This window comes from Marinobacter sp. L-80 (assembly GCF_056859395.1).
Window position 1 is genome coordinate 393412 of the sequence record NZ_JBSXOI010000070.1, and the last position, 12334, is coordinate 405745.

General features: G+C 58.5%; 9 protein-coding genes. 4 read left to right on the forward strand and 5 right to left on the reverse strand.

Translation table 11 applies throughout. The annotated features are described in order from the left end of the window. Positions 1 to 65 precede the first annotated feature (65 nt). Positions 66 to 2012 carry a CASTOR/POLLUX-related putative ion channel gene (locus tag AC13E3_RS14855; protein ID WP_405417235.1) on the forward strand — a complete coding sequence of 649 codons (1947 nt, stop codon included), beginning with the start codon at positions 66 to 68 and terminating at the stop codon, positions 2010 to 2012. Positions 2013 to 2019: 7 nt separating this feature from the next. On the opposite strand, the gene AC13E3_RS14860 is transcribed toward AC13E3_RS14855, so the two are convergent. From AC13E3_RS14860 to AC13E3_RS14870, 3 genes are read right to left on the reverse strand one after another with little or no spacing between them, the layout of a single operon-like run. After that, a complete protein-coding gene (locus tag AC13E3_RS14860) occupies positions 2020 to 2409 on the reverse strand; it encodes a CBS domain-containing protein (RefSeq protein WP_008170919.1) in 390 nt (129 codons plus the stop codon). Continuing rightward, positions 2396 to 2773 (reverse strand): P-II family nitrogen regulator, encoded by a 378-nt coding sequence (locus AC13E3_RS14865; protein ID WP_008170920.1) that lies wholly within the window; start codon positions 2771 to 2773, stop codon positions 2396 to 2398. The genes AC13E3_RS14860 and AC13E3_RS14865 overlap by 14 nt, the downstream gene beginning before the upstream one ends. Further along, positions 2770 to 4254, reverse strand: coding sequence for a DUF1538 domain-containing protein (locus AC13E3_RS14870; protein ID WP_405421079.1), 1485 nt, complete (start codon positions 4252 to 4254; stop codon positions 2770 to 2772). Before AC13E3_RS14870 ends, AC13E3_RS14865 begins: the two co-directional genes overlap by 4 nt. A 287-nt stretch (positions 4255 to 4541) precedes the next feature. On the opposite strand from AC13E3_RS14870, the gene AC13E3_RS14875 reads away from it, so the two are divergent. The 3 genes from AC13E3_RS14875 to senA all read left to right on the forward strand — a co-directional run bounded on the left by AC13E3_RS14875 (position 4542) and on the right by senA (position 9549). Then, positions 4542 to 6134 (forward strand): isocitrate lyase, encoded by a 1593-nt coding sequence (locus tag AC13E3_RS14875; RefSeq protein WP_405417234.1) that lies wholly within the window; start codon positions 4542 to 4544, stop codon positions 6132 to 6134. Positions 6135 to 6297: 163 nt separating this feature from the next. Next, entirely contained in the window at positions 6298 to 8112 is a 1815-nt protein-coding gene (locus AC13E3_RS14880; RefSeq protein ID WP_482902196.1) for an SLC13 family permease, read from the forward strand. 69 nt (positions 8113 to 8181) lie between these two features. After that, positions 8182 to 9549 (forward strand): selenoneine synthase SenA, encoded by a 1368-nt coding sequence (gene senA / locus AC13E3_RS14885; RefSeq protein WP_008170926.1) that lies wholly within the window; start codon positions 8182 to 8184, stop codon positions 9547 to 9549. A gap of 25 nt (positions 9550 to 9574) precedes the next feature. Here the strand turns inward: senA and AC13E3_RS14890 are convergent, their stop codons facing one another. Further along, positions 9575 to 11149 carry a cation:proton antiporter family protein gene (locus tag AC13E3_RS14890; protein ID WP_008170927.1) on the reverse strand — a complete coding sequence of 525 codons (1575 nt, stop codon included), beginning with the start codon at positions 11147 to 11149 and terminating at the stop codon, positions 9575 to 9577. Between the two features lie 109 nt (positions 11150 to 11258). Further along, complete coding sequence (locus tag AC13E3_RS14895) at positions 11259 to 12197, reverse strand: alpha/beta fold hydrolase (RefSeq protein WP_008170928.1); 939 nt, start codon at positions 12195 to 12197, stop codon at positions 11259 to 11261. Positions 12198 to 12334 lie beyond the last annotated feature (137 nt).

Below are 12334 nucleotides of genomic sequence, written 5' to 3' on the forward strand. Positions count from 1 at the left end.
GATTTCATCCGGTTCCGGATGGTCTACCCTGACGCGACGAAAATACTCTCTTCAAGAGGACTGCCATGCTGCCTTTCCGGCTGATCGACCGAGTCAAATTCATACTGGAACGCCAGCTCGTCAAAGGCGCGGGATTTCAGCTTCTCGTGGTCGGTGTTTTCATTGGCCTGATCTCGTTAATCGGTGGCCTGCTTGTGGTTCCCCAGGGCGGCGACTTCGAGGATCCGGGCTCGGCAATCTGGTGGGCGTTTCTTCGGTTGACCGATCCAGGTTACCTGGGTGACGACGTTGGCACCTGGCAGCGCTTTGTCTCGACCCTGCTGACTATCAGCGGCTATGTGGTTTTCATGGGCACTCTGGTGGCGATCCTGACACGGTGGTTGATCGCTAAAATGGCGGATCTTGAGAGAGGCCTTACGCCGGTTACGCTGAAGAATCATGTGGTGGTGCTGGGCTGGACCAGCCAGACCCTCCCGTTGCTCTCCGAGCTGTTGGGCTCCAGTGGCCGGGTGCGCCGTTTTCTGGAAAAGCACGATGCCCAGAAGCTCAACCTCGTGGTGTTGTCTGAGGAGGCGTCTGCAGCCCAGGTTCATGAGTTGCGCACCGAGCCTGGTATCGGGCGCCGGGCCCGCCAGATCATCCTGCGATCGGGATCCGCAATCCAGCCGGATGCCCTGCACCGGGTGGCTTGCCTGGATGCAGCGGCGGTTATCGTGCCCAGCGCGGCCCACGAAGCTGGCAGCCTGGTCACATCGGACGTGGAGACGGTCAAGGCGCTGCTGTCCATAGCCGCGCAGGCAAGGCATTTTCAGTCCTCGTTGCCGTTTGTGGTGGCCGAGATCCAGGACGTCCGCAAACTCCCGGTGATAGAGCGGGCCTACCCCGGGGCCGTGGAGGTCGTGGCAGGCGATGCCACCATCAGTCGCCTGATGGTGCAGAACATCCTTCATCCTGGCCTGTCTGAAGTGTTCAACGAGCTGCTGACAGCCGGTGAGGGTAACGAGATCTATATCCGCGGAGGCGAGTCGCTGGCAGGCATGACGCTGGGCGAGCTGGCGGCCGCCCGGCCCGAAGTCATCGTGCTGGGGCTGTTGAAACCCAGCGGTTCAGGATGGGACGTCCAGTTGCTGGCGTCCTCAGACTCACCCATTGCATCGGCTGATCGGGTGGTCATCATGGCCCGGGATTACTCCGAGACCGAGCCGAATCCCAAAAAGGCGCCCTTGCCTGCCTTGGTGAGAGGGCAGGCGGTGCGGGTTGAGCGGCCCGTGGACCAGATGAATCACCGGGTTCTGGTCTTAGGCTGGAACCGACGCGTGCCCAGCCTGATCGCGGAGTTCCTCAGCTATGGCCACCGTCATTTTGAGGTGGATCTGGTCTCCGTGGTTCCCAAAGCCGAACGGGAACAGGCCATTGCACGCTATGTCGACAATTCGGGCCGCCTGACCTGTCGGCATATCGAGGCGGACTACATGGTGGAGGGGGAGCTCCGCCGGATAGGGCCGGCGGGCTACGATACCGTGATCCTGCTGAGCAGTGACCGGCTGGCTTCTGGTGAAGAGGCCGATGCCCGGGCGATGGTGGGGTACCTGCAGCTTGAGGACATCCTGGCCGATTTTGCCCGGAGGCCTCAACTGATCATGGAGTTGAGCGACCCCGACAACCGGCACCTGCTGGATGGGCATCAGAGCGAGATGATGATCAGCCCCATGATTCTCAGTCATGTTCTGGCGCAGGTGGCGTTGCGGCGCGAGCTTCGCATCGTGCTGGATGAACTGTTCACCGTTGGCGGTGCCGAGATCCAGTTCCGGGATCCGGCGGATTACCCTTTGCCCGCCAGTGCGACGTTTCAGGTGCTGGAAAAAACGGTGGCGGCCGAAGGTGAACTGGCACTCGGGATATTTCGGCACCGTGCCAATGAAAGCGGGCGCCACCTGCAGCTGAACCCGCCCCGCAAGGACTACCTTGAGTTACAGCCGGGTGACCGGTTGGTGGTGCTTTGCATGACCTGAATGCCGGTCAGTCGATGCTGTCGAGCAGGGCCGCCATGATGTCGTCCATGACCACAAAGCCTTTGAGATCATTGTCGGCCAGCACCAGAAGGCGCTTTACCCGGTATTTGCTCATCAGGCTGGCAGCGTGTCGGACGTTCAGATTCTCGCCAACGCTGATGACAGGCTTGGCGCAGGCGTCGTAAACGTTCAGAAGGTCGATGTCGCCGTCTTCGGCAATAACCGTTTTCAGCACGTTGGTATAGGTGATCAGACCCCAGGCATCGTGCTCGCTCTGTTTCTCCACCACCAGTGATTTCACCGAGTGCCTCTTCATCAGAGAGAGCGCCTCACGGATGGTGGCAAACGGAGTAATGGTGATAATGTCCCGGACCATCACATCTTTAACCAGTTTCATCGTTGTTCTCCGGATACAGTGAACATTTCAGGTGTTGTTCGAATTTCTCGACCTGTGACATATCGATCCCTCCCAGGTGTTCCAGGGGCAGGGTGAACACAAGTCCCTGTGAATCGGTGTGGTCGGGCATGAGAATTTTCTGGATGGCTTTCAGAATATCAAGTGAAAGGCCCTTCTCCAGTACCATCAGCAAAACGCTCTGGCTGCCGTCGTAGGTCAGCCCGAAGAAGGTCTTCCGGGCGGCGTTACTGATGCCCCGGCCCGACAGCACCGTTATGCCCCCGGCGCCCAGGTCTCTTGCCGCATCCACACAGTCCTGCTCCCGATCCTCGGGAACAATGGCAACCAGTACGGAAAATTTCATGGCTCTGTTTTCCTCTGCTTAGCAAGCATTTCAACAATGATGGCATAGCCCATCACCGTGACAATCGGAAAGATCGACGCGAAGGCAATCAGGCCAAAACCGTCGATCAGTACGTTACGGCCCTCTATGTTGCTAGCCAGGCCAATGCCCAGTGCGGTCACCAGGGGCACGGTGACCTCGGAGGTGGTGACGCCACCGAGATCGTAGGCCAGGGGAATGATGTACCTGGGTGCCAGCGCGGTCAGAAAGATGACCAGAATATAGCCGCCGATGATGTACTGGTGTATCGAATCGCCACTGATAATCCGGTGTACTCCGAGGGTTATGCCCACGGCCACCCCGACCGCCACGATGATCCTGATGGCGTTGCCATTGATGGTTCCGGCCGCCGCCTGTTCTGCCTGGTGCCCGATAGCGATCAGCGCAGGTTCGGCCATGGTGGTGGCAAAACCGATCATGAACGCAAAGAGGTAGACGAAGGCGAAACCCTCCATGCTCATCAACTGCTCGGCCATGCTGGTGCCAATGGGAAACAGGCCCAGTTTCAGGCCGACAACGAAGGCATAGAGCCCCAGGACAACCAGTGCAAATCCGGACAGAATCCTGCGGGGATTGGTCAGCCCCCGGCGCAGGACCAGGTACTGGAAGAACAGGATGGTGATAATGATCGGGAGCACATCACGGACCATTTCAGCCAGGTCCAGCAACATCGCGAGCACAAGCGGGGCGTCCTCCACATTTGCATTGGCAACCAGAGCCGGCAAAACGGACGGATCCGCGGTTTCCCCGGAATAGACAACAATCCCGTACAGCTGAACGGTGATCATGGGCACCATGACTGCAAGCGCGACCAGTCCGAACCCGTCCATTAGCGGATTACGCCCGCGGATGGAGGCAGCAAGACCAATGCCCAGGGCTGCAATCAGGGGAACGGTGACGATATTGGTGGTCACACCGCCGGAATCGTAGGCGAGTCCGACAATCTCCGGCGGCGCAAACCCAGTGATGATGACAACCACGATATAGCCGATGATCATGAACCAGTGCAGCGGGTAACCGAAGATGGTCCGGAACACGCCCAGGGCAACCACCAGCCCGACAGAGACGGCTACCAGTATCCTGAGCGTCAGGGCTTTGATCCTGCCTTCGCTGATTTCCTCGGCCTGCTGGGCTACGGCAATCAGCGCGGGTTCTGCCACCACCGCCGAGAAACCCATGGCAAAGCCGAACGAAAGCAGAATGGGCACTGAACCCCGTCGGGCAAACTGATTGGAGAGACTCTTGCCGACCGGAAAAATGCTTAATTCAAGGCCCTGGAGGAACAGGGCAACCCCCACGGCCACGATCAGTAAGCCAATGGCCATCGCCAATGTGTTCTCCGGCACTTGCTGGAGAATGACGAGCTGAAAGAAGGCCACGACAGCGATGATTGGAAACAGGTTCTTCAGGGCGTGCAGAAGGGAATGACTGAAAGCTCGCATATAGAACACTGTTCACGCCTGATGGGTTCTGATGGGAAATGATCATTGTTCACAATAACAATAGCTACTGTTTCAGCGTTGATCCATCTCAAAAGCCGATCCTGTTCTTCATTCACCAAAAAAATGCCGAAAATAGATTATATAAATTTCAATTATAAATTTGAAACCACTAAAGTAACCATCAATGTCAGCGCTTCGCTCAAAAAGTGAGCAGGTTGTTGGCTTCGGAAGTTGCTGTACGCTTCTCCGCATCGACTTAGAAAACCAACGTAGAAAGGATTGAGACAATGCCCTACGCACAAGACGTTGACCAGATTGCTTCCCTGTTGAAGCAGCACCCGACCTGGAATGCTATCAACCCGAAGCACGCCGCTCGCATGCGCGCCCAGAACAAGTTCAAGACTGGTCTGGATATCGCGAAGTACACCGCCAGGATCATGCGCGAAGACATGGCGAACTACGATCAGGACACCGCCCAGTACACCCAGTCCCTGGGCTGCTGGCACGGCTTTATCGGTCAGCAGAAGATGCTGTCCATCAAGAAGCACTTCGGCACCACCAAGCGTCGCTACCTGTACCTGTCTGGCTGGATGGTTGCTGCCCTGCGTTCCGAGTTCGGTCCGCTGCCTGACCAGTCCATGCACGAGAAGACTGCCGTATCCGGCCTGATCGAAGAGCTGTACACCTTCCTGCGTCAGGCAGATGCCTGGGAACTGAACCACCTGTTCCGTGCCCTGGAAGAAGCCGAGAACGCCGGCGACAACGCCAAGGCTGACGAGCTGATCAGGCAGATCGATAACCACGAAACTCATGTTGTGCCGATCATTGCCGACATCGACGCCGGTTTCGGTAACGCCGAAGCGACCTACCTGCTGGCCAAGCAGATGATCGAAGCCGGTGCCTGCTGCATCCAGATCGAGAACCAGGTGTCTGACGAGAAGCAGTGTGGTCACCAGGACGGCAAGGTAACTGTTCCCCACGCCGACTTCCTGTCCAAGATTAACGCCGTTCGTCTGGCGTTCCTGGAGCTGGGTGTGGACGACGGTGTTATCGTTGCCCGTACCGACTCCCTGGGCGCTGGCCTGACCCAGAAGATCGCCGTAACCGAAGAGCCGGGCGATCTGGGTGACCAGTACAACAGCTTCATCGACGGTGAAGTGATCGAGAAGGCTGAAGACATCAACAACGGCGACGTTGTCATCAAGCAGAAGGGCCAGCTGGTTCGTCCGAAGCGTCTGGCTTCTGGCCTGTTCCAGTTCAAGCCGGGCACTGGCGAAGACCGTGTTGTGCTGGACTGCATCACCAGCCTGCAGAATGGTGCCGACCTGCTGTGGATCGAAACCGAGAAGCCGCACGTTGGTCAGATCGCTGCCATGGTTAACCGCATCAAGGAAGTGGTGCCCGACGCCAAGCTGGTCTACAACAACAGCCCGTCCTTCAACTGGACCCTGAACTTCCGTCAGCAGGTATTCGACGCATGGAAGGAAGAAGGCAAGGACGTTTCTGCCTACGACCGCGACAAGCTGATGAGCGAAGAGTACGACAACACCGAGCTGGGTCAGCTGGCCGACGAGTGGTGCCGTAACTTCCAGCGTGACGGTTCACGCGAAGCGGGTATCTTCCACCACCTGATCACGCTGCCGACTTACCACACCGCGGCCCTGTCTACCGACAACCTGGCCAAGGGTTACTTCGGTGACGAAGGCATGCTGGCCTACGTGGCTGGTGTACAGCGCAAGGAAATCCGTCAGGGTATCGCTACCGTTAAGCACCAGGACATGGCTGGTTCCAACATCGGTGACGACCACAAGGAATTCTTCGCTGGTGAAGCGGCCCTGAAGGCCGGTGGTAAAGACAACACCATGAACCAGTTCGGTTAATAGAACAGTTCAGTTGTCTCTTCCGGAGTAATCCGGAAGCCACAAAAACCCCGCCTCGGCGGGGTTTTTTCGTTGAGGCGAGGATATTTGGTGTATCGCTCGTGATGTGTTCGATACTGTAACCTGAAGAGAAACAAGCTCGGTGCCAACCGGAGGGAAGGTGTTGAACACGGATCAGGCCATTGTTTTTTCGATACTGGGTATCGCCCTGGTGCTGTTCGTCTGGAACCGAATCCGGTTCGATCTGGTCGCCCTGCTGGCGCTTCTCGCCGTTGCCGTCGCCGGGATCGTGCCGGCGGATCAGCTATTCGATGGCTTTGGCCACCCGGCGGTTGTGACTGTGGCGGCGGTTCTGGTGATCAGTCAGGGACTGGTCAATGGCGGTGTGGTTGACCGCCTGGCCAGGCTGCTTGGAAAGGTCGGGCACAGGCCGACGCTGCAGGTGCTGATGCTGACTTCAGTGGTGGCCCTTTGCTCGGGGTTTATCAACAACGTTGGTGCACTCGCACTGTTGATGCCGGTGGCGGTCTGGATGTCCAGGGAAGCCGGGCGGTCGCCCTCGCTGCTGCTGATGCCCCTGGCATTTGGTTCCCTGCTCGGGGGAACCATGACACTGATTGGCACGCCTCCGAACATCATCATTGCCAGTTATCGGGAAGCTGGTTCGTTCGGCATGTTTGACTTCGCACCGGTGGGCCTTGCCATTACGTTGGCAGGCATTGGCTTTATCACGCTGGTCGGGTGGCGGCTGACGCCGCGGCGGGGTAAGCCCGACGACGGTGGCAAGCTGTTCAGTGTGGGCGACTATGTTACCGAGCTTCGGGTGCCGGAGGATTCCTCCCACGTTGGGGCAACCCTTCATGGGCTTCTGACGCGCGCCGATGCCGAGAAGGACGTCGTGGTTCTGGCGCTTATCCGGGATGACAAGCGGTCGCTGGCTCCCTCTACGTTCTCCGTCCTGCGCGGCGATGATCTGCTCCTGGTGGAAGCGGATACCGATGCCTTGCAGGACTTTCTGGACAGCACCGGGCTCGAGTTGGCGAGAGTGGAGGAAGCCTCTTCAGAAGCGTCCGATCAGGAAGAACCAGAGTCGGGAAAGCCGGGCGAAAAGTCCCTGTCTGAGGGCGACGTGCGTTTGATCGAAGCGGTCATCACGCCGGAATCGGGGCTGATCGGAAAAACCGCCAACAGGCTCAATCTTCGCGAGCAGAACGGTCTCAACATCGTTGCGATTGCGCGTCAGGGTCAGCGGTTGCAGCGACGTCTGGGTGATATTCGTTTTCAGGCTGGCGACATCCTTCTGGTCCAGGGCGAGGAGGAAACCTTGAGTGTCACGCTTCAGGGGCTCGGCTGCCTGCCCCTGGCCGAGCGGGGTCTCCGGTTTGGCAGGGAGCGCAACTCCCTTCTGGCTGGCGGCCTTTTTATCGCCGCCATTGCGTTGATTGTGGTTGGCTGGTTATCTCCCCCGGTCGCGCTGGTCGCCTGCGCCGTGGTCATGGTTCTCAGCAAGGTTCTCAGCAACCAGGAAGCCTACCGGGCGATTGACTGGCCCGTTATCGTTCTGCTGGCCGCCATGATTCCTGTGGGGCAGGCCCTCGAGACTACCGGTGGGGCAGAATTGATCGCGTCCTGGATGCTGATGCTGGGCTCCGGAGGCGATGCCTGGGTGGTTGTTACGATTATCCTTACGGGCACAATGCTGCTGTCGAACGTTGTGAACAACGCGGCAGCGGCCATCCTGGTTGCGCCGATTGCCTTGAGTCTTTCCGGGCAGCTTGGCATTGCCGCCGATGCCATGTTGATGGCGGTGGCGGTTGGCGCCTCCTGCGCCTTTCTGACCCCGGTAGGGCATCAATCCAATGCTCTGGTTATGGAGCCCGGAGGTTATCGCTTTGGGGACTACTGGCGGCTGGGGCTGCCGCTGTCTCTCCTCGTAACCGTGGTAGCTGTGCCAGTCATTCTGGCGGTCTGGGCGTGACGCCGTTTAACCGGTGTCTGTACTCTCTGTTATGCTGTTACTCATCTGTTTTGATGGGTGACTGGCACGATGGCAGTGATTGAGCAAATCGATCTGGCAAAGTCGGAATTGCTGGAGCAGCTTGAATGGACAAGGAAGCGAACCGAGACCCTCGTGTGTTCTCTTCCCGAGACCGCGCTGGACGTTCCCTACCATCCGGGCGTCAATCCACCGCTCTGGGAAATGGGGCATGCGGCCTTCTTTTACGAAGTCTTCGTCTTCAACCTGCTGGATGGCACACCGAGCCATGATCCTGCCATGGACGACCTGTGGGATTCGTTCCACATCGAACACCGGGATCGATGGAACCGCGAGTTGTTTCCGGGGCGGCAGAAAACCCTCGACTACTTCAATCTCATCTATGATCGAGTGGCCGAGCGGATCGAGAAGCAACCGTTAACCGACCAGGCCCGTTACCTCTACCGCTACGCAATCTACCACCAGAACATGCACATCGAGTCTATGATCTGGTGCCGTCAGACCGTCGGCTACCCGGCTCCGCCGGGTACTGATTTTTACCGACCGGCGCCAGGTGACTCGCATCAGGGAGACGCCTGTGTTCCGGCAGGAGAGTGGCTGATCGGGATGCCGGGTGAGTCCGGGCAGTACGCCAGTGACGATTTTGCCTTCGACAATGAAAAGCCATGGTTTACCGTGAAGCTGGAATCGTTCGCGATTTCAAAATGCCTGGTCAGCAACCGGGAGTTTATGCAGTTTGTGGAAGACGGTGGCTACCGGCGGCCAGAGCTCTGGTCTTTTGGCGGGCGGAAATGGCTTCAGACCGAAACCGATGTTGCCCTGGTTCACGGCAGTGACGAGCCTTTTATACGGACGCCCCGCCACCCGCTTTACTGGCGCTGGCATGATGAGCAGTGGCAGGAGCGGGTGTTCGATCGCTGGCAGCCGCTCAATCCGGATGCACCGGTCACTCACGTGACATTCTGGGAGGCGGAGGCCTGGTGCCGTTGGGCGGGGCGTCGGCTGCCGACGGAATACGAGTGGGAAGTCGCGGCTCTGGGCAATCGCCCGGGCGAGCCCTTCCGGCGCTTTCCCTGGGGCAACTCGGCGCCGACCGAACAGCTGGCGGATCTCAACGGGCGCGCCATGGCGCAGAGCCCGGTGTTCGACTTTCCTGCGGGTGACAGTCCGTTCGGCTGCCGGCAGATGACTGGCACGGTCTGGGAGTGGACCGGCGATCAGTTCCTGCCCTACGACGGTTTCAAAGTGGATATGTACCCTTTCATGTCCACCCTGCAGTTCGGTGATCACAAAGTCACCAAGGGGGGCAGTTGTGCAACGTCATCCTGCCTTATCCGGGGTACCTATCGGCAGGCCTATCTTCCGCTTCGGAACGACGTATACACTGGTTTTCGAACCTGCGCGCTCGAAAAGCCCTGAACGTCGACTGTAATCGCCGATACAGTTAATCAGGTTTGCCGACAACCAGGGATGGTTTGGCGGGCTTTTTATCGATCAGATGACTGGCAAGGGCCACGCCGGTTTCACTCATGGTCAGGTAGGCTTCATCGGCCCCGGCTTCCCGGATCTGTTTTGCCTCATCTTCATACATGGTGTGGGCCACGATAAAACCCTTGAAACCCAGTTTGCGCAGCATTCGGGCGGCGATCAGTTTGCCTTCTATGTCACCCATTGCCAGGATCACCGACTGCACTGCAGGCATGTGCAACCCGTTCCAGAAGGACGCATCCTCGGCATCAGCAAAAACCACGTTGCGGCCTTCTTTCTGGTGTTGACTGGCTTTTGCAGGGTCGGAATCCAGCCCCATCAGTTTGGGCTGATCCTCGCAGAGCCAGTCGTAGGCTGCGGTCCCTGTCCGCCCCATGCCCATGATCAGGACGCGGGTATCCCCGAGGGAAATCGGTTGTTCATCGGGATGATGTTTGCTGCCTTCAAAGCGGCTGAGATCCTGGGAGTAACGTTCATAAAGGCCGTGCGCAAACCGGTTGATCGGGGCAGAAACCAGGAACGACAGCGACACCGAAATTGCCAGAGGGACCAACCACTCCGGCAAGGCAACGCTTGCCACAATCAGGCCGAATTCGCTGTAGTTGGTCAGTGCCAGGGCGCTCAGGAAGCCGCTGCGGGCCCGTAAACGGAAGGCCAGCAGCAGGAAGAAGAACAGGATGCCTTTCAGTGGCAGCACCAGCCCCGCAATGATTGCGAAAATGAGCGCATCCCCGTCGGGCAGACCGCCAATGCCAATCTGTAGGAAGAAACCCACCAGGAACACTTCCTTGACGCTCCAGAGCGACTTGGAGAGTTCCTGCGACCGGGGGTGATTGGCCAGCATGGCACCGAAAACCAGCGCGCCGAGCTCCGAGCTGAGGCCGACGGCCTCAAAGCCAAGCCCGCCGACAACGAGTGCCAGAAGCAGTCCCAGGAGCACCAGCAGTTCGTCGTGGCCGCTGGCATCGAGCAACCGGAACAGCAGAGGGCGAAGCAGGGGAAGTCCGAATACAATCAGGGCCCATTCGGAGGGCGTTTTACCAGCGGCCAGGCTCATGACAACCAGGGCGATCAGATCCTGCATGATCAGGATGCCGATGGCGACCCGGCCATGGAACGCCCGCAGTTCCCGTTTGGATTCAAGAACCTTGGCGGCCAGCACCGTGCTCGAGAATGACAAGGCGATGGCCAGCATCAGCGCGGTCGACCAATCGAGGTCCATCAACAGGTAGACACCGGGGGTAAATACCGCGCAGGTGATGCCAAAGTGCAGAAGGCTGCCGCCAATCACTTCCGGACTGACGATGGATCGGAGCTTCAGCTTCAGCCCCACGGTAAACAGCAACAGGAGTACGCCAAGATGCGCAATGTGCTGGAGAACGTCGGTCTCCTCGATCACCACACCGGTGGCTTCGGCGATGCCACTGAGCACAAAGCCGGCAGCCAGGTAGCCAACAAGAGGGGGGAGGCCAACAAGCTTGACCAGCAGGCCAAGGCCGAAGGCAAAGGTAATCCAGATCGCTTCAGGCATGGGATATCAGTTCGGACGTCAAAAGCACAATGGTTGTTAGGCTACCCTGTTTTGCGGTGCCCTTGTAGTCGCTGAAGGTGGAATGCGGAAACTATTGCTCAAATGAGCCTCACTCGACCGGCTGCCCGATAAAGGTCCGGAACAGTTCTGCGGATTCCGCCGGGGCCTCCACCATCGGTGCGTGGCCGATACCGTCCATCAGTTCCAGCCTGGCATTCGGGATTGCTGCTGCGAACACCTCGCCGTTTCGGTAGTTGATCACCCGGTCTTCCTTGCCCCAGATGATCAGGACCGGGGCCTGAATCCTGGTGATGGCATTGCGGAAGTCCGACTCGAAACCGGCATCACGAATCGCCGCAAAAATGACCTCGTTGATGTCTCGATTGGCGATGGCCCGCTCTTCCATCACGCCCATGATCGGCCAGGGCACAAAGGGCTCTTTCTCGAGAGCGAACTCCATGAGCCGCTCGAAGTCACCGGGCTTTTTGGGGATCAGGGGGTTGTCCCCCTCCATCACAAGATCCACCAGTTCGCTTTCATACTCGAGAATGCCCGCGGGGTCGAACAGCACCGCTGATTTCACTTTGCCGGGATAGTTGGCTGCATAGAGTGCGGTAATCGCACCTCCCATGGAATTTCCCATGATGTGGGCATCCTCGACCGACAGTGCCTCCAGAATCTTTGCGACGTAGCCTGCCTGATCTTCCAGGCGGTAGCCGATGTCGAGGGGCTTGCTGCTGTCACCATGCCCCGGCAGATCGATCGCATAGACATTGAAGTCGTCGGTCAGGTGGCCGGCCAGACGGGTCCAGTTGTCCTTGTTGGCCCCGAAGCCATGGATCATGACGATGGTGTCGCCTGCGCTCATTTCCTGGTTCCTGAGATAGGCGATGTCAAGGTTGCCCACTGCCACGCTCGCCGCCTCCAGACCCGCCGATGATCGTTCAAAATCAATCGCGGTCTGGTAGATGTCCTGACGAGAGCAGGCACTGAACAGCAGGGAAGCGGCCAGTATGATCAGCAGGTATACCGGTGACGGGCGGCGCATCGAAGGGACTCCTTTGGGCGATGTGGTCGGAACTTTGTGTCCGCAGTCTACCTTACTCTCGGGCCGGAGAATGGGAATTGCTTCCCCTGCCCGGCATAAAAAAAGACCCGGCCAACGGGCCGGGTCTCATCAGTGGG

Bases quoted from the DNA above. Each gene is read 5' to 3' on its own strand.
- AC13E3_RS14855 (WP_405417235.1), top strand. From the start codon at position 66: ATGCTGCCTTTCCGGCTGATCGACCGAGTCAAATTCATACTGGAACGC.
- AC13E3_RS14860 (WP_008170919.1), bottom strand. From the start codon at position 2,409: ATGAAACTGGTTAAAGATGTGATGGTCCGGGACATTATCACCATTACT.
- AC13E3_RS14865 (WP_008170920.1), bottom strand. From the start codon at position 2,773: ATGAAATTTTCCGTACTGGTTGCCATTGTTCCCGAGGATCGGGAGCAG.
- AC13E3_RS14870 (WP_405421079.1), bottom strand. From the start codon at position 4,254: ATGCGAGCTTTCAGTCATTCCCTTCTGCACGCCCTGAAGAACCTGTTT.
- AC13E3_RS14875 (WP_405417234.1), top strand. From the start codon at position 4,542: ATGCCCTACGCACAAGACGTTGACCAGATTGCTTCCCTGTTGAAGCAG.
- senA (WP_008170926.1), top strand. From the start codon at position 8,182: ATGGCAGTGATTGAGCAAATCGATCTGGCAAAGTCGGAATTGCTGGAG.
- AC13E3_RS14890 (WP_008170927.1), bottom strand. From the start codon at position 11,149: ATGCCTGAAGCGATCTGGATTACCTTTGCCTTCGGCCTTGGCCTGCTG.
- AC13E3_RS14895 (WP_008170928.1), bottom strand. From the start codon at position 12,197: ATGCGCCGCCCGTCACCGGTATACCTGCTGATCATACTGGCCGCTTCC.